The 19259-nt window shown below is 74.5% G+C and carries 19 protein-coding genes; 10 read left to right on the top strand and 9 right to left on the bottom strand.

Features of this window, described 5'->3' with window-relative positions; translation table 11 throughout:
• Nucleotides 1-166: 166 nt before the first annotated feature.
• Both GMA12_RS17735 and GMA12_RS17730 read right to left on the bottom strand, forming a co-directional pair.
• On the bottom strand, nt 167-955 hold the full coding sequence (locus GMA12_RS17735) for a phosphatase (protein WP_162460032.1): 789 nt from the start codon (nt 953-955) through the stop codon (nt 167-169).
• Entirely contained in the window at nt 952-2238 is a 1287-nt protein-coding gene (locus GMA12_RS17730) for a glycosyltransferase (RefSeq protein WP_370832102.1), read from the bottom strand. Before GMA12_RS17730 ends, GMA12_RS17735 begins: the two co-directional genes overlap by 4 nt.
• A gap of 63 nt (nt 2239-2301) precedes the next feature.
• Between GMA12_RS17730 and GMA12_RS17725 the strand changes: the two genes are divergently transcribed.
• From GMA12_RS17725 to tsaD, 6 genes are all read left to right on the top strand, one after another.
• Complete coding sequence (locus tag GMA12_RS17725) at nt 2302-2568, top strand: DUF1905 domain-containing protein (RefSeq protein ID WP_156270824.1); 267 nt, start codon at nt 2302-2304, stop codon at nt 2566-2568.
• A 185-nt stretch (nt 2569-2753) separates the two neighbouring features.
• On the top strand, nt 2754-3908 hold the full coding sequence (gene alr, locus GMA12_RS17720; RefSeq protein WP_162460034.1) for an alanine racemase: 1155 nt from the start codon (nt 2754-2756) through the stop codon (nt 3906-3908).
• Entirely contained in the window at nt 3905-4510 is a 606-nt protein-coding gene (gene tsaE / locus GMA12_RS17715) for a tRNA (adenosine(37)-N6)-threonylcarbamoyltransferase complex ATPase subunit type 1 TsaE (protein ID WP_156270823.1), read from the top strand. The genes alr and tsaE overlap by 4 nt, the downstream gene beginning before the upstream one ends.
• A gap of 9 nt (nt 4511-4519) precedes the next feature.
• On the top strand, nt 4520-5197 hold the full coding sequence (tsaB, locus tag GMA12_RS17710) for a tRNA (adenosine(37)-N6)-threonylcarbamoyltransferase complex dimerization subunit type 1 TsaB (RefSeq protein ID WP_162460031.1): 678 nt from the start codon (nt 4520-4522) through the stop codon (nt 5195-5197).
• A gap of 38 nt (nt 5198-5235) precedes the next feature.
• Complete coding sequence (gene rimI / locus GMA12_RS17705; protein ID WP_156270826.1) at nt 5236-5742, top strand: ribosomal protein S18-alanine N-acetyltransferase; 507 nt, start codon at nt 5236-5238, stop codon at nt 5740-5742.
• On the top strand, nt 5739-6836 hold the full coding sequence (tsaD, locus tag GMA12_RS17700) for a tRNA (adenosine(37)-N6)-threonylcarbamoyltransferase complex transferase subunit TsaD (RefSeq protein ID WP_156270822.1): 1098 nt from the start codon (nt 5739-5741) through the stop codon (nt 6834-6836). Before rimI ends, tsaD begins: the two co-directional genes overlap by 4 nt.
• A gap of 16 nt (nt 6837-6852) precedes the next feature.
• Here the strand turns inward: tsaD and GMA12_RS17695 are convergent, their stop codons facing one another.
• From GMA12_RS17695 to GMA12_RS17665, 7 genes are all read right to left on the bottom strand, one after another.
• Nucleotides 6853-7845, bottom strand: coding sequence for a 2-hydroxyacid dehydrogenase (locus tag GMA12_RS17695; protein WP_156270821.1), 993 nt, complete (start codon nt 7843-7845; stop codon nt 6853-6855).
• Between the two features lie 53 nt (nt 7846-7898).
• Nucleotides 7899-9044: a glutamate--cysteine ligase gene (locus GMA12_RS17690; protein ID WP_162460030.1), complete on the bottom strand. Its 1146-nt coding sequence runs from the start codon at nt 9042-9044 to the stop codon at nt 7899-7901.
• 94 nt (nt 9045-9138) lie between these two features.
• Nucleotides 9139-10410, bottom strand: a complete 1272-nt coding sequence (locus GMA12_RS17685) for a class I SAM-dependent methyltransferase (RefSeq protein ID WP_156270820.1) — start codon at nt 10408-10410, stop codon at nt 9139-9141.
• A gap of 59 nt (nt 10411-10469) precedes the next feature.
• Complete coding sequence (locus GMA12_RS17680; RefSeq protein WP_162460029.1) at nt 10470-11225, bottom strand: iron ABC transporter ATP-binding protein; 756 nt, start codon at nt 11223-11225, stop codon at nt 10470-10472.
• A complete protein-coding gene (locus GMA12_RS17675) occupies nt 11222-12289 on the bottom strand; it encodes an iron chelate uptake ABC transporter family permease subunit (RefSeq protein WP_370832095.1) in 1068 nt (355 codons plus the stop codon). Before GMA12_RS17675 ends, GMA12_RS17680 begins: the two co-directional genes overlap by 4 nt.
• Complete coding sequence (locus GMA12_RS17670) at nt 12282-13274, bottom strand: ABC transporter permease (protein WP_156270819.1); 993 nt, start codon at nt 13272-13274, stop codon at nt 12282-12284. The genes GMA12_RS17675 and GMA12_RS17670 overlap by 8 nt, the downstream gene beginning before the upstream one ends.
• A gap of 90 nt (nt 13275-13364) precedes the next feature.
• Nucleotides 13365-14360: a siderophore ABC transporter substrate-binding protein gene (locus tag GMA12_RS17665; RefSeq protein ID WP_156270818.1), complete on the bottom strand. Its 996-nt coding sequence runs from the start codon at nt 14358-14360 to the stop codon at nt 13365-13367.
• 441 nt (nt 14361-14801) lie between these two features.
• Here GMA12_RS17665 and groES point away from each other — a divergent pair, with 441 nt between their 5' ends.
• The 4 genes from groES to GMA12_RS17645 form a co-directional block, all read left to right on the top strand.
• A complete protein-coding gene (gene groES, locus GMA12_RS17660; protein ID WP_047801805.1) occupies nt 14802-15098 on the top strand; it encodes a co-chaperone GroES in 297 nt (98 codons plus the stop codon).
• A gap of 157 nt (nt 15099-15255) precedes the next feature.
• The gene (groL, locus tag GMA12_RS17655) at nt 15256-16857 is read left to right on the top strand and encodes a chaperonin GroEL (RefSeq protein ID WP_156270817.1); all 1602 of its coding nucleotides are present in this window, start codon (nt 15256-15258) and stop codon (nt 16855-16857) included.
• Nucleotides 16858-17010: 153 nt separating this feature from the next.
• Nucleotides 17011-19080, top strand: a complete 2070-nt coding sequence (locus tag GMA12_RS17650) for an acyltransferase family protein (RefSeq protein ID WP_156270816.1) — start codon at nt 17011-17013, stop codon at nt 19078-19080.
• A partial coding sequence (locus GMA12_RS17645) for a hypothetical protein (protein ID WP_156270815.1) occupies nt 19077-19259 on the top strand: 183 nt, incomplete at its 3' end. The genes GMA12_RS17650 and GMA12_RS17645, both read left to right, overlap by 4 nt.

Below are 19259 nucleotides of genomic sequence, written 5' to 3'. Positions count from 1 at the left end.
GCGGCGTACTTCATGAAGTCCCCGCCCGAGCAGCAGGCCGACGACACCGCCCGGGCCAACCTCGAGGCCTTCATCCGCGGCGAGCGCGAACGCTGAGCAGCGCCCCTCCCGGGCCCAGGAGCCCCGCACCGGCCCGGTGCGGGGCTCCTGCCGTGCCCGGCCGGGCCTACACGTAGTCCTCCAGGCCGGCGCGGTGCAGCACGAACGCGGTGACGGGGTCGTAGAGGCGCGGCGGGAGGTTGTCGTCGAGCGGGACGGCGACCTCCACCTGGCCCTGCGCCTCGGCGACGAACACCCCGGGGTCGTTGCAGTCGGCGATCGCGATCGTCCGCAGCCCGCGCGAGCCGGCCGCCCCGGCGAGGCCGTGGTCGGCGACCACGAGGTCCGGCGGGTTCTGCCCGTCCCGGCGCAGCTTCTCCAGGGTCAGGGACATCGGCCCGGGGAAGTGGGTGTGCCGCAGGCCCCCGTGCTGCTCGACCATCACCACGTGCTCGATCTGGCGCACGTCGCCGTCCTCGAAGGCGAAGCCGTCCGGGACCCGGACGACGTGGGCGCCCGCGCGGCGGGCCACGCGCGCCAGCTGCGCGTAGACGGGGAACAGCCCGGCCGGGTGGCCCGTGGCGAAGAGCACGCGCCCGCCGGCGGCGACGACCTCCCCGAGCACGCGCGCGTAGCGCTCCAGCGCCGCGACGGCGAGCTCGGCGGAGATCGTGTCCTGGCCCTCGGCGTGGGACCGGTCGGGTGAGATGCCGACCCGGTCGCGCATCAGCGCGAAGATCTCGTCGTACGTCCAGTCCCGGGTGCGGACCACGCCCATGTGCTGGTGCTGGTCGCCGTCGAGGAAGCCCTGGATGTTGCGCAGGTTCGCCTCCCGGGGGGTGGCCACCGCTCCGGTGAGACGGTGGCGGTCGAGGTGGCGGGCGAGGTCGGCGGGGGGCAGGAACGAAGTCGTCACCGTTCGAGTGTATGCACGCACCGCCGGCTACCGTGGCGTATCCGCACGCGGTCCCGGACCCGGGCGTAGACCTCGGCCGTGGCCCGGGCGGTGCGCTCCCAGGAGTGCTCCCGGGCGCGGCGGGCGGCGGCGGCGCCCATGCGCGCCAGGGCCTCCGGGTCGCGACCGAGCTCGAGGAGGGCGCGCGCCCACGACGCGGGGTCGCGGTCCGGGACCAGCCTCCCGGTGACTCCGTCGAGCACGGCGGTGCGCAGCCCGTCCACGTCCGTGGCGAGCACCGGGGTGCCGCAGGCCTGGGCCTCCAGCGCCACGAGGCCGAACGTCTCGGAGGAGGAGGGCACGGCCACGACGTCGGCGCGGCGCATCCGGTCCGCCAGCTGCGGGGCCGGCAGGGCCGGGCCGAAGCGCACCGCGTCCTCCAGCCCGAGTTCGCGCACCTGCTGCTGCAGCCCGGCCGTGAACCGGCGGGTGCCCACGCCCACGATCTCGAGCTCGACCGGCACGCCGGGCGCGTCCGCGCGGATCCGGGCGAGCGCGTCCACCAGCACGTGCGGGCCCTTGAGGGCCTGCAGCCGGCCGGCGAAGAGCACCCGCAGCGGGCGGCCCGGGGAGCCGGGCCGGGACCCGTCCCGGCGGTCCCCGCCGGGCGCCGGCGGGGAGAAGGCGGAGAGGTCGACCCCGGGCGTGATCACGGTCAGCCGCGCCGGGTCGGCGTCGTAGAGCTCGACCATCTGCAGGGCCTCGGTGCGGGTGTTGACCACGGTGGCCTCGGCCCGTGCGATCAGCTCGGCCTCCGCCGCGGCGCGGGCGGCCGGCTCCAGCCCCTCGTCGGCCCGGGTCCGCAGGTTCTTGCCCAGGGCCGTGGTGTGCAGGGTGAGCACCAGGGGCACGCGCCAGTCGTCGGCGAGCTCCCGGCCCACGGCCCCGGAGAGCCAGTAGTGGGCGTGCACCACGTCGGGGCGGGGAGCCTCGGCGCGGAGCACCTCGGCGAAGGCGCCGGTCAGTCCCGGGAGGTCCTCCTTCGCGGCGCCGGCCGCCCCGGGCAGCGAGACCGTGAGCAGCCGCAGGCCCTCGCGGATGCGGGACGCCCGCATCCCCGCGGTGCGCGGCGCGCCGGGGTCCCGGTCCAGGGTGGCCATGTCCACGGTGTGCCCGGCGGTCACCAGCGCCCCGGCGAGCTGGCGCACGTAGACGTTCATCCCGCCCGCGTCGCCGGACCCCGGCTGCTCGAGGGGACTGGTGTGCAGGCTGATCAGCAGGACGTGCAGCGGAGCGTCGGACACGGCTCCACTGTAGTCCCCGGCCCGGACCCCGGCCTGGGTCGGGGCCCCTGGTAGCCTCCGGCCATGGTCTTCCAGGCGGTCCTGCGGCGGTACCCGGGACCCGGTGCATGGGTGTTCGCGCCGGTGCCGGAGGACCACGCCCCCGAGGTCCGCGGGCCCTTCGGCCGGGTCCCGGTGACGGCCACGGTCGACGGCACCACGTGGTCCACCAGCGTTTGGCGGGACTCCCGGGCCGGATGGCTGCTCGCCGTGCCGGCGCGCGTGCGCGGGGGCAAGGACGACGGGGACGTGGTGAGCGTGGAGGTCGTCGTGGACGCCTCCCGGCTCTGAACGCGGGACGCGCTCGGCCGGGTGCGAGAATGGGACCCGTGAACCGTGCTGAGCCCGTCCCGTTCCCCCCGCCCGGCGCCACCCCCGGCGCCCGCTCCGGCGAGCTCCCCGGCGTCCTCGCCGGGGAGCTCGCCGGGGGTTCCGCCAGGGACTTGTCCGGGGGCGTCCGGCCCGAGCGCAGCGCCGTGGTCGACCTCGCCGCGGTCCGCGCCAACGTGCGCCGGATCCGGGACGTGGCCGGGCCCGCGCGGCTGATGGCCGTGGTCAAGGCGGACGCCTACGGACACGGGGCCGTCCCCGTGGCCCGCGCCGCCCTGGAGGCCGGCGCGCACGCCCTGGGCGTCGCCCACGTCGCCGAGGCCCTCGCCCTGCGCGCGGCGGGGATCACCGCCCCGGTGCTCGCGTGGCTGCACACCGTGGACACGGACTTCCGCGCCGCCCTCGCCCAGGACGTCGAGCTCGGCGTCAGCGGGTGGGAGCTCGGCCCGGTCGCCGAGGTCGCGCGGGCGCTCGGCCGGCCGGCGCGGATCCACCTCAAGATCGACACCGGGCTGGGCCGCAACGGCGCGACGGCCGAACGGTGGCCCGAGCTCGTGCGCCGCGCCGCGCAGGCCGAGGCCGAGGGCCTCGTGCGGGTCACCGGCGTGTTCACCCACCTCGCCGTGGCCGACGAGCCCTCCCGGCCCGAGACCCGGGAGCAGCTCGAGCGCTTCCGCGCGGCGGTGGACACCGCGCGCGCCGCCGGGCTGCGGCCCGCGCTGCGGCACGCCGCGAACTCCCCGGGCCTGTTCCAGGCCGCCGGCCTCGAGCGTCCGGGAGACATGCTCCTCGACATGGTCCGCGTGGGCGTCTGCCTCTACGGGCTCTCCCCGTTCCCCGACCGCACCCCGCGGCAGCTCGGCCTGGTGCCGGCCATGACCCTGCGGAGCACCGTCAGCGCGGTCAAGGAGGTCCCCGCCGGGCAGGGCGTCTCCTACGGGCTGGGCTACGTGACCGAGCGGCCCACCACCCTCGCCCTGGTCCCGCTGGGCTACGCCGACGGCGTGCCGCGCTCCGGGACCGGCGGGCCGGTGCGCATCCAGGGCCGCACCTATCCGGAGGTCGGCCGGGTCGCGATGGACCAGCTGGTCGTGGACCTGGGCGCCCCCGGCCTGTCCGCGCCCGAGCACGGGCTGCTGGGCGCGGAGGCCGTCCTGTTCGGCGCCGGGGACGACCCCTCCGCGTCGGCCTGGGCGGAGGCCGCCGGGACCATCAACTACGAGATCGTCACCCGCGTGTCACCCCGCGTGCCCCGGGTGCACGTGGACGGCGCGGCGACCGACGGGGAGGAGCGGGCATGAGCGAGTGGACCCTGAGCCTGACCGTGGACGGCCCGGAGCGGACCCAGGCCCTGGCCGAGCGGCTCGGCGCCCGGCTGCGCGCCGGGGACCTGCTGGTCCTCACGGGCGAGCTCGGCGCGGGCAAGACCACCTTCACCCAGGGGCTGGGCCGGGGCCTGGGGGTGCGCCCCGGCATCATCTCGCCCACGTTCGTGCTGGTGCGGCGCCACCCCAACGTCCCGGACGGGCCCCGCCCCGGCGGCCCGGACCTCGTGCACGTGGACGCCTACCGGCTGGACAGCGCGGCGGAGGTCGACGACATCGACCTCGAGGACACCGTGGACTCCGCCGTCACCGTGGTGGAGTGGGGCGCCGGGAAGGTCGAGCACCTCGCCGACTCCCGCCTGGAGATCGTGCTGGAGCGCGCGGTGGGCGCCGCGCCCGCCGGCGCTGCCGCGCACGAGCACGGGCACGGGCACGGGGCGGAGGACGCGGTTGGGGAGGAGGCGGAGGACGAGGACGCCGAGCCCCGCCGGATCACGCTGACCGGGATCGGCCCGCGCTGGGCGGGCGGGCCCCCGCCGCTGGACCCGCCCGGGGAGGGCTCCGCGCGCGGGCACTAGAATGGCCGGGTGCTTCTCCTGTGCCTGGACTCCTCCGCCGTCGCCTCCGCCGCGCTCGTGACCGGGGCGGGCGAGATCGCCGGCTCCTTCGTGAGCCCCGACACCCGCTCCCACGCCGAGGTGCTGGCCCCCGCCGTCCGTGACCTGCTGGACGGGCACGGCCTGACGGGCACCGGGCTCGACGGCGTGCTCGTGGGCACCGGGCCCGGCCCCTTCACCGGTTTGCGCGCCGGGATCGCCACCGCCCGGGCCCTCGCCTTCGCCTGGGACCTGCCGCTGCACGGCCTGATGAGCCTGGAGGCCCTGGCGCAGGACGCCGCCGAGCACGCCCGGGCGGCCGGCCACGAGGAGTTCCTCGTGCTCACCGACGCCCGCCGCAAGGAGGTCTACTGGGCCCGCTACGCCCTCGAGCCCGACGGCCCGCGGCGGGTCGGCGGGCCCGGGGTCGCGGCCGCGGAGCGACTCCCCCCGCTGCCCGCCTACGGCCGCGGCGCGGGGATCTGGGCGGAGCGGCTGGCGCTGCCCGTGCCGGCGTTCGCCGGGGCCCAGCCCACGGCGTCGTCGCTGGGGCTCGCCGCGCTGCGCCTGCGCGCCCGCGGCGAGGGGCCGGGCCCGGACACGACTCCTCTGTACCTGCGCGAGTCCGACGCGAAGGTCCCCGGCCCCCGGAAGAAGGCCCTCGCGTGAACGCCGCCGCCCCGCAGCCCCCCTGGACCCTGCGCCGGATGACCGCCCGGGACGTCCCCGTGGTCCACGCCCTGGAGCAGGACCTCTTCCCGGCCGACGCCTGGCCGCTGGAGATGTTCTCCGCCGAGCTGGCCCAGCCCGTGTGCTGGTACTGGGTGGCCGAGCTGGACGGCCGGATCGTCGGCTACGCGGGACTGATGTGCATCCGTCCGGTCGGCGACGTCCAGACCATCGCGGTGCTGCCCGAGCACGAGGGCCGCGGGATCGGCTCGGCGCTGCTGCGCACCCTGCACGGGCAGGCCCGCGAGCTCGGCGCCACCGAGGTGCTGCTCGAGGTCCGCGCCGACAACCCCCGCGCCCAGCGGCTCTACCGCCGCTTCGGCTACGAGCACATCCACACCCGGCCCCGCTACTACCGGGACGGCACCGACGCGCTGATCATGCGCCTGGACCTCACCGCCGCGGAGCCCCCGAGCACCCCGGACCCGGGCACCCCGGGCCCGAGCACCCCTGACCCGACCCACCCCACGGAGGACGACCGATGACCGACGGACCGCTGGTGCTGGGCATCGAGTCCTCCTGCGACGAGACGGGCGTCGGGATCGTGCGGGGGCGCACCCTGCTCGCCAACGTCGTGTCCTCCTCGATGGACGAGCACGCGCGCTTCGGGGGCGTGATCCCCGAGATCGCCTCCCGGGCCCACCTCGACGCCCTCGTGCCCACGCTGCGCGAGGCCCTGGACCGGGCCGGTGTGGGCCTGGCGGACCTCGACGCCCTGGCCGTGACCTCCGGCCCCGGCCTGGCCGGGGCGCTCATGGTCGGCGTCGCCGCCGCGAAGGCGCTCGCCGTGGCCACCGGCAAGCCGCTGTACGCGGTCAACCACCTCGTGGCCCACGTCAGCGTGGGCGTGCTGGAGGACTCGGGGACCGAGGGCTTCCGGGGCGGCTTCGACGACGGCCTGCCCCGGGACCTCGGCGCGCTGCTGGTCTCCGGCGGGCACACCGAGATCCTCGCCGTCGACGACCTCTCCCGGGACGTGCGGCTGCTCGGGGCCACGATCGACGACGCGGCCGGCGAGGCCTACGACAAGGTGGCCCGGGTCCTGGGGCTGGACTACCCGGGCGGCCCGGCCATCGACGCCGCCGCCCGGTCCGGGGACCCCACGGCCTTCCGCTTCCCGCGCGGGCTGACCGCGGGCAAGTACCTGGGCTCGGCCGAGCGGCCCGGCCCGCACCGCTACGACTTCTCCTTCTCCGGGCTCAAGACGGCGGTGGCCCGCGTGGTCGAGGCGCACGAGGCCGAGGGCCGGGCGGTGCCGGTCGCGGACGTCGCCGCCTCCTTCCAGGAGGCCGTGGCCGACGTCGTCACGCGCAAGGCGGTCCTCGCGTGCACCGAGCAGGGGCTCGGCACGCTGCTGCTGGGCGGGGGAGTGGCCGCCAACTCGCGGCTGCGGGAGCTCACCGCCGAGCGCTGCGCCGCGCACGGGATCGAGCTGGTGGTCCCCCAGCTCTCCCTGTGCACCGACAACGGGGCGATGGTCGCGGCCCTCGCCGCCCGGGTCGTGGCCGAGGGCCGCGAGCCCTCGGGCCTGGGCTTCGCCGCCGACTCCTCCCTGCCCGTCACGACCGTCTCCGTCTGAGCCGGGCCGCGCCCCCTCAGCCCACGGGCGTGACCAGGGTCCCGTCGGCGAGCCAGCTGCGCAGGTTGCGCAGGGTCAGCTCGGCCATCGCCCGCCGCGTCTGCACCGTGGCGCTGCCCACGTGCGGCAGCAGCACCACGTTCTCGAGCCGGCGCAGCGCGGGCGGCACGTGCGGCTCGGCGCGGTGCACGTCGAGCCCGGCCCCGGCCAGCCGGCCCTCCTCCAGGGCGGCGACGAGCGCGGTCTCGTCCACGACCGTGCCGCGGGCGACGTTGACCAGGAAGCCCTGCGGGCCGAGGGCGTCCAGGACCGCGGCGTCGACCAGCGCCGTGGAGTCCGGGCCCCCGGGCACGGCCACCACCAGGACGTCGACGGCCGCGGCGAGCTCCGCGGGCGAGCCGTGGTAGCGGTGCCCGGCGCCGGGGACCGGCCGCCGGTTGTGGTAGTGGATCTCGCAGCCGAGCGCGGTCAGGCGGTGGGCGACGGCCCGGCCGATCCGGCCGAGGCCGAGGATCCCGACGCGCCGGCCCGAGGCGTGCTCGGTCAGCGGGTAGTCGCCGGTCGTCTCCCACTCCCCGCGGCGCACGAACCGGTCGGCGGCGGAGAACCGGCGCAGCACGTCGAGGTAGAGGGCCAGCGCCGTGTCCGCCACGGCGTCGGTGAGCACGTCGGGGGTGTTGCTCATCCGGATCCCGCGCGCGGCGGCCTCGGCGGCGTCCGTCCCGTCGTAGCCGACGCCGAAGTGCACGACGGCCTCCAGGCGGGGCAGGCGGCCCATGAGCTCCCGGTCCACGCCGGTGCGCCCGGAGCACACCGCCACGCGCACCTCCCCGGCGTGCCGGTCCAGGAAGTCCTCCCGGTCGCGGGCGTCCGCGGGCAGGCGCAGCGCCGAGTGGTCGGCGGCCAGGGTCTCCTCCACCAGGGGGTGCAGGGCGCCGATCTGCAGCACGGGGCCCCGCGGCGCGGTGCTCTGCGGCACGGTGCCGCCCGGTCGGGTCGGTTCGGTCATGGCTGCCACCTGTGGGGGACGGGAGCCCGCGGGGGCTCGGCCGGACGGGACGGTCAGTCGTTCTCGCGGGTGCGGCGCACGATGTCGAGGGCGACGGCGCGCAGGTCGCCCTCGTGGGCGCGGGCCACGGCCCGCTGGCGCTGGTAGCCGGCGCCCTCCCGCAGGATCCGCTCCACGTCGGAGAGCTCCTGCGCGCAGCCCAGCCGCGCGGCGACGGGCTCGAGCCGGTCGAGCAGGCCGACGAGGTCCTCGCGCAGGTCACGCTCGGTGTTGTGCGGGCCGGTGATCACCTCGGCGTCCAGGCCGTAGCGGGCGGCCCGCCACTTGTTCTCCTGGATGTGCCACGGCCTCAGCCGGGCGGGCTCCCGGCCGGCCTCGACGTCGCGGGACAGGGACTCGGCGAGGCACTGGGTGAGGGCGGTCAGCGCCCCGACCTCCCACAGGGTCGAGAGCCCGTCGCAGAACCGCACCTCGTCGGTGCCCAGCCGCGGCACGGGGCGCACGTCCCAGCGGGCCTCGCTGAGCTCCTCGATGATGCCGGTGGCGACCATGTCCTCGATGCACTGCTCGTAGGCGTCCCAGGAGGGGAAGTGGTAGGGCAGCCCTGCGGTGGAGAGCTGCTGGAAGATCATGGAGCGCTGGGACGCGTAGCCGGTGTCCTCCCCGGCCCAGAAGGGGGAGTTGGAGGACAGTGCCAGCAGGTGCGGGTAGTAGGTCAGCAGCCCGTCGAGCACCGGCAGGGCCTTGGCCCGCGCGTCCAGGCCCACGTGCACGTGCACCCCGTAGATGACCATCTGGCGGCCCCAGTACTGGGTCCGGTCCACGAGCTTGTGGTAGCGCTGCTTGTCGGTGACCTGCTGGTCCTGCCAGCGCGCGAAGGGATGGGTGCCGGCGGCGAAGATCTCGAGGCCCTGCGGGTCGGTGACCTTGCGGATCTCGTCCATCATGGCCGCCAGCTGCTCGGTGGAGTGGGCGACGTCGCGGCACACCCCGGTGACCATCTCGACGGTGTTGAGCAGGAACTCCCCGGTGAGTTGCGGGTGGTCGCCGTCGGTGCCCCACTCGGGGTGGGCCTCCAGGACCGCCTCGAACGTCTCGCGGCCGCGGGGCACGAGGTCGCCCGTGGTGCCGTCCACCAGGGCGATTTCCCACTCGACGCCCAGCGTCGACTGGTCGGAGCGGGCGAACGAGATCTCCACGCGGCAGGTCCTCCGTGCTCTGCGGGCGTGCTCGCCCGCGCGGTGGCGGGCCGGATCGCCCGGTCGGGTGCGGGGCTGTTCGCCCGCGGAGCCCTCAGTCTACGGTTTCGACGACGAGCACGACGCGCCGCTCCCCGCCGCCGGCCCCCGCCCCCGGGGCGGTGCCGGGGGCGGGGGCCGGGCCCGTGCGGGTGAGCACGAGGGTGGCCCGGCCGGGCCCCTTCGGCGCGAGCTGGCGGCGCAGCTGCTCGGGGGTGACGTCGGTGCCGCGCTTCTTGATCTCGAGGGTGCCGACCTCGTGCTCCCGCACCCACCGCTTGAGCACCTTGACGGTGTGCGGCAGCACCTCCCGCACCCGGTAGGCGCGGGCCAGCGGCGTGCGGACGAGCTCGTCGGAGCTCAGGTAGGCGATCCGCGGGTGGATCAGCCGCGCGCCCAGCCGGCGGGCGAGGTCGGTGACGAGGCCCGCGCGGATCACCGCGCCGTCCGGCTCGTAGAGGTACGACCCCACCGGGCCCACCACCGCGTCCGCGTGGGCGGGGTCGAGGTCCTCCGGGCTGGTGAGCTCCGTGGACCCGTGCTCGGAGAGCACGAGGGCGGCCCGCCGGACCCCGGGGCGGGCCACGGCGTTGAACCACAGCACGGCCTCGACCACGTCCCCGCGGTCGGAGACCCACTGCGCCTCGCACCCGGGCGGCACCGCCTCGTGGGGGATGCCGGGGCCCAGCTTCACCCCCACGGGCAGCCCCCGTGCGGCGAGCGCCTCGACGAAGGACAGCGGCGGGGAGAACGCCTCGGGATCGAAGATCCGGCGGGTCCCGGACGACGACGTCTCGCGCCGGGCCGGGTCCAGCCAGATCCCTTCCGGCGGCCCGCCGGGCAGCGCGTCGAGGTCCAGGGACTCGGCGTCGGCGTGCAGCACCGTGGCCTCGGGGAAGGGGCGGAGGTTGAGCAGGGCCACCGCGGCCGTGGTCTCGTCGAGCTCCACCGCGGTGACCCGCCGGTCCAGGGAGGCCAGGGCGAGGGCGTCGGCGCCGATGCCGCAGCCGAGGTCCACCACGTGGGCGAGGCCGGCGTCGGCGAAGCGGCGGGCGTGCAGGGCGGCCACGCGCAGCCGGGTGGCCTGCTCGAGGCCGGCCCGGGTGAACAGCATCTGCTCGGCGAAGTCCCCGAACTTCGCGCGCGCCCGCGTGCGCAGCCTGGCCTGGGTGAGCACCGCGGAGACGAGCTCGGCGTCGTGCCCCCGGGCCCGCAGCCGGGTCGCCGCCGCGAGGGCGTCGTCGGCGTCGTAGGGGCCGACCTCGGCGAGCAGCCGGCGCCCCTCGTCCGTGAGCAGGGGTGCGATGTCGGTCGCCTCGTCGCGCATGGGGCCACCCTATCCGGCCCCGGCCCGGCTCCGGCCCGGGGCGCCCGGGCGCCGGCCGGTCAGTAGAACGCGGCGAGCCGGCCCCGGGGGCCGTCGATGACCGTCACCGGGGTCTCGAAGACGCGGCTGAGGACCGCGTCCTCCATGATCTCCCGCGGCTCGCCGAACTCGGCGATCCGGCCGTCCTTCACGGCGCAGATCCGGTCGGCGTAGTGGCTGGCGAAGTTGATGTCGTGCAGGACGATCAGGATGGTGCGGCCCATCTCGTCGCAGGCCCGCCGCAGGTGCTGCATCATCGACACGGCGTGGCGCATGTCCAGGTTGTTCAGGGGCTCGTCCAGCAGCACGTAGTCGGTCTCCTGGGCCAGCACCATGGCCACGTAGGCGCGCTGGCGCTGCCCGCCCGAGAGCTGGTCGAGGTAGCGGTGCTCCAGCGGCCGCAGCCCCAGGAAGTCGATGTAGGTGCTGACGACCTCCTCGTCCACCGCGGTCAGCCGGCCGTGGCTGTGCGGGAAGCGTCCGAAGCCGACCAGCTGCCGCACCGTGAGCCGGGTGACGTAGTGGTTCTCCTGGCGCAGGACGGAGACGATCCGGGCGAGGTCCTTGGACTTCGTGCGGGCCAGGTCGTAGCCGGCGATGTCGATGGTGCCGGCGTCGAGGCCGAGCAGCCGTCCGATCATGGTCAGGAGCGTGGACTTGCCCGCGCCGTTGGGGCCGACCAGCGCGGTCATCCCGCCCGAGGGGATCTCCAGGTCCACGGGGCCGATGGTGACCTCGCCCCCGTAGTCCTTGCGCACGTTGGTGAGGGTGATCACAGCCGGCCCTTTCGGAGGATGACGTAGAGGAAGACGGAGCCGCCGACGAGCTCGATGATGATCGAGACCACGCCCTGGGCGTAGAAGACGTGGTTGAGCACGAAGTAGGCGCCGGTGAGGACGAGGAAGCTGGTGAGGACCGCGACCGGGAAGACGCGGCGGTGGTCGTACGTGTCGGCGAACTGGTAGGCGAGGGTCGCCACCAGGAAGCCCAGGAACGTCATCGGGCCCACCAGCGCGGTGGAGACCGCCATGAGGACGGAGACGAGGAAGAGCGTGCGCATGACCTCGGCGCGGTGCCGCACCCCGAGGTTCAGGCTCGCCTCCCGCCCGAGGGAGAGCACGTCGAGCCGGCGGGAGCCGGACCACAGCAGGCCGCCGGCCACCAGGCACAGCGGGACGGCCACGGGCAGGTAGTCGGCGTGGGCGTTGGTCACGGAGCCGAACAGCCGGGCGGAGAGCACGTCGAAGTCGCCGGGGGAGAGCAGGCGCTGCATGAACGTTGAGACCGACCCGAGTCCTCCGCCGACGATGATCCCCACGAGCAGCATGACGTGCAGGTTCCCGTACCGCCCGGAGAGCAGCCACCCGTAGAGGGCGAGGGACAGGGCCACCATGAGGGCGACCTGCAGGAGGAACTGCGGCACGCCCTGCAGGACGAGGATCCCGGCGGCGCCCAGGAAGTAGACCGTGGAGGTCTGGATCGCCACGTAGAGGGACTCGAAGCCCATGATCGACGGGGTGATGATGCGGTTGTTCGTGGCCGTCTGGAAGCTCACGGTGGCCATCGCCTGGCAGAAGGCCACGACCGCCATGATGACGACGCCGGTGACCCGGCGCTCCGCGATCCGCCAGAAGCCGTCCGAGCCCACCGGCATCGGGTTGTCCCAGGCGAGCAGGCCGAAGGCGAAGCCCGCCGAGGCGAGGGCCAGCACGGCCACGACCGTCCAGTACCGCCGCCGGGCCCGCGGCGTGGGGAAGGCGCCGGCGCCGCGCCGTGCGCCGGGCGCCGGCGGTTCCGCTGCCGCCGCCGCCGTCGGGGTCGAGAGCACGGCGTCAGACACGTCGACGCTGCCTCAGGAGCAGGTGGACGAACACGACGGCGCCGACGATCCCGAGGATCACCGACACCGGGATCTCGAACGGCATGATGACGATCCTCCCGATCAGGTCGCACACCGTCACGATGGCGATGCCCAGCAGGCACACCCACGGCAGATTGCTGCGCAGGTCGTCGCCGCGGAGCATCGAGACGATGTTGGGGACGATGAGGCCCAGGAACGGCAGATTGCCGACGACGACGGTCACGACGCCGGTGGCCACCGCGATCAGCCCGGTGCCGAGCAGGACGGTCCGGTGGTAGTTCAGGCCGACGTTGGTGGCGACGTCCTCGCCGAGCCCGGCGACGGTGAGCCGGTCCGCCACGAGGAAGACCGCGACGCCGACCAGCAGCACGATCCACAGCACCTCGTACTGGCCGCGCAGCACCGAGGTGAAGCTGCCGGCGAACCAGACCCCCAGGTTCTGCAGCATGTCGGTCTGCAGCGCCAGGAACGTCGAGGCGGAGCCGACCACCGCGCCCAGCATGATCCCGACGATGGGGACGATGAGGGAGGAGCGCAGGGACACCCGGCGCAGGAAGAGGAAGAAGACCATGGTCCCGAGAAAGGCCGCCGCCACGGCCCCGGCCATCCGGGTGAGGAGGCTCGCGGTGGGCACCAGGAGCGTGACGACGAGCAGCCCGAGCCCCGCCCACTCGGTGGTGCCCGTCGTGGTGGGCTCCACGAAACGGTTCTGCGTGAGCAGCTGCATCACCAGGCCGGACATCGCCATGGCGGCGCCGGCGAGCACCAGGGCGACGGTGCGGGGGATCCGCGTGATGGCGAACATCTCGCCGCCGCCCTCGGCGCCGAAGACGTCGTAGACCCCCGTGAGGAGGGAGACGGCCAGCAGCGCCAGGACCCCGAGCGCGCCGGCGAGCAGCTTGCGGTCGAACAGCGCGCCCTTGCCTCCCGTGCTGCTCCGGGGTCGCGGTGTGGTCGTCGTCATGGGTGAGCCTCTCCTCCGGCCTCGTGCCCGGCGCGGGACGGTGGTGGTGCCCGCTGTCGCGGGCCCCGCCACCGTCGTCCGCACGCCGGGTCAGTCCTGCTCGCCCATGGCGTCGGCGAGGGTGTCGAAGAACTCCGTGTAGGTCTGGATGCCCTCGTTGGTGTAGGTGTCCTTGGGCATGTAGACCACGTTGTCCTCCTGCACCGCGGTGACGTCCTGCAGCGCCTCGGCGTTCTCGATGACCTCCTGCGCCGGGGTGAACTCCGCCTCGTCGGCGGCGATCGCCGCGTCGCGGTCCATCACCAGGATCCAGTCGGGGTTCGAGTCCGCGATCGCCTCGACCGAGATGTCGTCGCCCTGGTGGTCGTCGCTGGCGCCCTCGACCTCGAGGGCCGGGGTGAAGTCGAAGATCTCGAACAGCGGGCCCAGGGTCCGGCCCACGCCCGGGGCCACGTAGCCGATCTCGCCGCCGGAGACGGTGACCGCCATGACCGTGTCGCCGGGCCGGTACCCCTCGACGACGCGCTGCATCGCCGCGTCGAAGGCGCCGTTGATCTCCTCGGCCTCCGCGGTGCGGTCGAAGATCTCGCCCAGCACCGAGGTCTGCCGCTTCAGCTCCTCGTCGAAGGGCTGGTCCTCCCGCGGGTCGAGCTCCACGACGGTGGCGTCCGGCACGAGGTCGGCGAAGTCCTCGCGGTAGTCCGCGAAGCGCTGACCGTTGACGATGAGGTCGGGGTCCGCCGCGACGACGGCCTCGAGGTCGGGCTCACGGTGGTTGCCGATGTCGGTGACGGACTCGTCGCCGGCGTAGGCGATGGTGTCCGGCATGAGGGCGCGCGGGGCGGCCGCCAGCCGGACGTCCCAGTCGGCCAGCGTCTCGAAGGTGCGGTTGTCGGTGGCGACCACCGTCGCCGGCGGGGCGGCGACGGTCTGCGTGCCGTGGTTGTCCTCGACCTCGACCGCGGCCGTGGAGGCGGCGGAGGGCTCCGTGGACGCCGTCTCGCTGCCCTGTGCCCCACCGCAGGCGGTGAGGGCGAGGGCGCTGACGGCGGCGAGGAGGGCGGCCGGGTACTGGGTGCGGTTCATGGTGTTCCTTCGTGCGGGGATTCGGGTGCGGATCCCGTCGTGCCGCCCCCGGCGGGGCGCACGGCGGGGCTGCGCACGTGGCGACGTCCCGGTGCGGAGGCACGGGACGTCGGGGGCGGCACCGGTTCTCGGCCGAGGTAAGGGTTGCCTTACCGCTCAACCTAGAGTGTTCCGGGTGGGTGAGGCAAATCATTGGAGAACACCGGCGTGCCCTAATTGGGCCGCGCGCGGATCGGCCGCTCCGCCGCGCTGGCACTCGCCTTGACCGACTGCTAGGCGACTCCTATAGTCGGCCTTGGCACTCTCCGGGTGAGGGTGCTAAGGGCCAGGCGATCGATCGGCACCGCGACGACGGTTGGTGCGCCAACCGGCCCGAAGCACGACGGCGGGCCCTGCCCGCGGTCGCCCACCGCTTTCCACGCCTACAGAGAAGGAGAGATCGTGTCGGTCTCCATCAAGCCCCTCGAGGATCGCATCGTCGTTCAGCCGCTCGCCGCTGAGCAGACCACCGCTTCCGGTCTCGTCATCCCGGACACCGCCAAGGAGAAGCCCCAGGAGGGCAAGGTCCTCGCCGTGGGCCCCGGCCGTGTCGACGACTCCGGCAACCGCATCCCGGTCGACGTCAAGGAGGGCGACGTCGTGATCTTCTCCAAGTACGGCGGGACCGAGGTCAAGTACAACGGTGAGGAGTACCTGGTGCTCCCGGCCCGCGACGTCCTCGCCGTCGTCGAGAAGTAGAGCCGGCGCAGCAGACCCCGCGCACACCGCGCAGTCCTGACGAAGGGTGCCCGCCGCGCGCCCCGCTTTCCCGGCGGGCCCGCGGCGGGCACCCTTCGCCGCTCCCGATCCCCGAACCCCGCTGGTCCACCAGCCACCCAGAAGGAGCTCTTCGCTCATGGCCAAGCAGCTGGCATTCAACGATGCCGCCCGCAAGTCCCTCGAGAACGGCGTCAACAAGCTCGCCGACACCGTCAAGGTCACCCTCGGCCCCCGCGGGCGCAACGTGGTGCTCGACAAGAAGTGGGGCGCCCCCACGATCACCAACGACGGCGTGACCATCGCCCGTGAGGTCGAGCTCGACGAGCCCTACGAGAACCTCGGCGCGCAGCTCGCCAAGGAGGTGGCGACCAAGACCAACGACGTCGCCGGCGACGGCACCACCACCGCCACCGTGCTCGCCCAGGCGCTCGTCAAGGAGGGGCTGCGCAACGTGGCCGCCGGCGCGGACCCCCTGAGCCTCAAGCGCGGCATCGAGAAGGCCGTCGAGGCCGTCGCGCAGCGCCTGCTGGACAACGCCCGCCCGGTCGAGGGCGTCAACGTCGCCCACGTGGCGACCATCTCCGCGCAGGACCCCGCCATCGGGGAGCTCATCGCCCAGGCCTTCGAGACGGTCGGCAAGGACGGTGTCATCACCGTCGAGGACGGTTCCAGCACCGAGGTGGAGCTCGAGGTCACGGAGGGCATGCAGTTCGACAAGGGCTACCTGTCCCCGTCCTTCGTGACCGACGCCGAGCGCCAGGAAGCGGTCATGGAGAACTCCCTGGTGCTGCTGTACCAGGGCAAGATCTCCTCCGTGCAGGAGCTCATGCCGGTGCTGGAGAAGGTCCTCCAGGCCAAGAAGCCGCTGACCATCATCGCGGAGGACGTCGAGGGCGAGGCCCTGTCCACCCTGGTGGTCAACAAGCTGCGCGGCACGCTCGACGTCGTGGCGCTCAAGGCCCCCGGGTTCGGCGACCGCCGCAAGGCGATCCTGCAGGACCTCGCGGTGCTCACCGGCGGTGAGTTCATCACCTCCGAGCTCGGCATCAGCCTCGACCAGGTGACCCTGGAGCAGCTGGGCACGGCCCGGCGCGTCACGGTCACGAAGAACACCACCACGGTGGTCGACGGCGGCGGGACCCCGGAGCAGATCCAGGAGCGCGTCGCCACGATCCGCGCCGAGGTCGAGCGCACCGACTCCGAGTGGGACCGCGAGAAGCTCCAGGAGCGGCTCGCGCGTCTCGCCGGCGGGGTCTCCGTGATCAAGGTCGGCGCGGCCACCGAGGTCGAGGCCAAGGAGCGCAAGCACCGCATCGAGGACGCCGTCTCCTCGACCCGCGCGGCCCTCGAGCAGGGCATCGTCTCCGGCGGCGGCACCGCCCTGGTGCACGCCGCGAAGGTCCTCGACGAGTCCGACCTCGGGCTCACCGGCGACGCGGCGACCGCGCTGGGCATCGTCCGCCGCGCGCTGCGCCAGCCGCTGTACTGGATTGCGCAGAACGCCGGCCAGGACGGGGCCGTGGTCGCCTCCCGCGTGGCCGACCTCGAGCCCGGCCACGGCTACGACGCCGCTGCCGGCGAGTACGTCGACATGGTCGCCGCCGGCATCATCGACCCGGTCAAGGTCACCCGCTCGGCGCTGCAGAACGCCGCGTCCATCGCGGCGCTCGTGCTCACCACGGAGACCCTCGTGGCGGACAAGCCCGCCGAGGACGCGGGGCACGGCCACCAGCACTGACCCGCGCCGCCCGTCCGACGGACCCGTCCCGCCCGCGCGGGGCGGGTCCGTCGGCCGTTGCCGTCCGCGCCCGGCCGCCTCCGGTAGAGTGCGGGGGTCCCATCCGACCACTGCCCGCGCCCCTCGGCGGCACGGTGTTCCCAGGAGATGCCCATGACCAGCCTTCGCGAGCAGGGGGTCCCGGCCCCGGCCGACACGGCCACGGCCCGGCGCGTGGCCCGCTACGCGGGGTTCCGCCCGGAAGTGCAGGGCCTGCGGTTCGTGGCGGTGCTGCTGGTGGTGCTGTACCACGTCTTCCTCGACCGGGTCTCCGGCGGGGTGGACATCTTCCTGCTGATCTCGGCGTTCTTCCTCACCCTGTCCTTCGTGCGCAAGCTCGAGGCCGGGCAGCCGCTGGCCCTGGGCCGCTACTGGCTGCACGTGTTCAAGCGGCTGCTGCCCCTGGCCGTGCTCACCGTGCTGGCCACGCTGCTGCTCGCGTGGCTGTTCTACCCGGAGGCGCGGATCGACCGGATCCGCACCGAGGCGCTGGCCTCCGTGTTCTACGTGGAGAACTGGGCCCTGGCCCTGGCCGAGGTCGACTACTACGCCGCCGACGACTCCACCGCCTCCCCGTTCCAGCACTTCTGGTCGCTGTCGGTGCAGGGGCAGGTGTTCCTGCTGTGGCCGCTGGTCTTCGGCGCCGCCTGGCTGCTGGGCCGGTGGCGGGGGTGGCGGCCGGTGCCGGTGCTGGCGGTGCTGTTCGCCGGGATCCTCGCCGTCTCCCTGGCGTGGTCGGTGCACAGCACCACCACCCAGCAGGCCTTCGCCTACTTCGACACCCGCACCCGGTTGTGGGAGTTCGCCCTGGGGTCGCTGCTGGCCCTGGCGGTGCCCTACCTCCACCCGCCGCGGGCGGCGCGCGTGGCCCTGGGCTGGGCCGGACTGCTCAGCATGGTCTCGGTCGGGGTCCTCATCGACGTGCAGGGCGCGTTCCCGGGCTGGATCGCGCTGTGGCCGCTGCTCTCGGCCGCGGCGATCATCGTCGCGGGACGGTCGGGCTCCCCGTTCGGGCTGGACCGGATCCTGGCCTCGAAACCCCTGGTGCGGCTGGGGGACGCCTCCTACGCCCTCTACCTGGTGCACTGGCCGCTGCTGATCACCTACCTGGTGCTGCGCGACCGGCCGGTGGCCGGGCCGCGCTCGGGGCTGGTCATCATCCTCGTCTCCCTGGCCCTGGCGGTGCTGGCCACGAAGCTGGTGGAGCGCCCGTTCCAGCGCTGGGCGTGGCCAGAGCGCACCAAGCGGCGCCTGGCGGTGTCGGTGGCGGTGAGCCTGGCCCTGGTGGCCGTGCCGGTGCTGGCCTGGCAGCAGGCCGACGCCCGGCGCGCCGCGCTGCTGGCGGAGGAGGCCGCCCGCAACAGTCCCGGGGCGGCCGTGCTGCAGCCCGGCTTCGAGTTCCGCGGCGACCCGGGGGCGCCCACGCTGCCGCTGGCCTCCGCGCTGCAGGAGGAGTGGGTGGGACTGCCCGAGCCCTGCTCGGGGCGGTTCGCCCCGGAGCAGGAGCTGCTCGAGCCGCACTGCCGCCAGACCCCGGCCGTGCCGGACCCCGAGCGCACCGTCCTGGTGGTCGGCAACTCCCACATGGAGCAGTTCATGGGCGCGGTGATCCCCCTGGCGGAGGAGCGCGGCTGGCAGCTCGTCGCCGTCCTGCAGCCCGGCTGCCCCTTCGCCGTCCGGCCCGAGGGCGATGCGTGCCACGAGGGCAACGAGGCGGCCCTCGACTACGCGGAGCGCCTCGACCCGGACATGGTCCTGACGACGTCGACCTACGCGGCCCGGATGGACGGATCCGCCGAGGCCGTGGTCGGGGGCTTCCCGGAGCTGGTCGACCGCCTGACCGGCCGGGGGATCGAGGTCGTCGGCTTCCGCGACAACCCCCGCTTCGACTTCAACCTCTACGAGTGCGCGGAGACCCACGGGCAGGACGCGGCCGAGTGCCAGGTCCCCGTGGCGCAGGTGCTGGCCCCGGCGAACCCCGCCGACGCCCTCCGCGACCGGCCCGGGTTCACCTCCCTGGACCTCACGGACCTGATCTGCCCCGAGGGCCTGTGCCGGCCCGTGGTGGGCAACGCCTTCGTCTTCTTCGACCCGCACCACCTGACCTGGACCTACACGCGGACCATGGCCCCCGCCCTCGAGGAGCGGCTCCTCGGAGCCGTCGGGCCCGAGGCCGCCTCGTGAGCCCGGTGCGCACCGGCGCCCCGCGGCCCGCCGGAGGGGCCCCCTCAGCCTCGTCCGCAGGGGAGCCCGCCGCCGTCGACGCGGCCACGGCCCGGCGGGTGGCCCGGTACTCGGGGTTCCGCCCGGAGGTGCAGGGGCTGCGGTTCGTGGCGGTGCTGCTGGTGGTGCTCTACCACGTG

This window comes from Kocuria sediminis (assembly GCF_009735315.1).
Taxonomy (GTDB): domain Bacteria; phylum Actinomycetota; class Actinomycetes; order Actinomycetales; family Micrococcaceae; genus Kocuria; species Kocuria turfanensis.
The sequence above is the reverse complement of the archived record's forward strand: the minus strand, read 5'-3'. Positions and strand labels throughout refer to the sequence as shown.

What these genes read in the sequence shown, in the direction of transcription:
- GMA12_RS17725 (WP_156270824.1), top strand. Translation starts at nt 2,302, where the DNA reads ATGGTCTTCCAGGCGGTCCTGCGGCGGTACCCGGGACCCGGTGCATGG.
- tsaE (WP_156270823.1), top strand. Translation starts at nt 3,905, where the DNA reads ATGAGCGAGTGGACCCTGAGCCTGACCGTGGACGGCCCGGAGCGGACC.
- rimI (WP_156270826.1), top strand. Translation starts at nt 5,236, where the DNA reads ATGACCGCCCGGGACGTCCCCGTGGTCCACGCCCTGGAGCAGGACCTC.
- tsaD (WP_156270822.1), top strand. Translation starts at nt 5,739, where the DNA reads ATGACCGACGGACCGCTGGTGCTGGGCATCGAGTCCTCCTGCGACGAG.
- GMA12_RS17695 (WP_156270821.1), bottom strand. Translation starts at nt 7,845, where the DNA reads ATGACCGAACCGACCCGACCGGGCGGCACCGTGCCGCAGAGCACCGCG.
- GMA12_RS17685 (WP_156270820.1), bottom strand. Translation starts at nt 10,410, where the DNA reads ATGCGCGACGAGGCGACCGACATCGCACCCCTGCTCACGGACGAGGGG.
- GMA12_RS17670 (WP_156270819.1), bottom strand. Translation starts at nt 13,274, where the DNA reads ATGACGACGACCACACCGCGACCCCGGAGCAGCACGGGAGGCAAGGGC.
- GMA12_RS17665 (WP_156270818.1), bottom strand. Translation starts at nt 14,360, where the DNA reads ATGAACCGCACCCAGTACCCGGCCGCCCTCCTCGCCGCCGTCAGCGCC.
- groL (WP_156270817.1), top strand. Translation starts at nt 15,256, where the DNA reads ATGGCCAAGCAGCTGGCATTCAACGATGCCGCCCGCAAGTCCCTCGAG.
- GMA12_RS17650 (WP_156270816.1), top strand. Translation starts at nt 17,011, where the DNA reads ATGACCAGCCTTCGCGAGCAGGGGGTCCCGGCCCCGGCCGACACGGCC.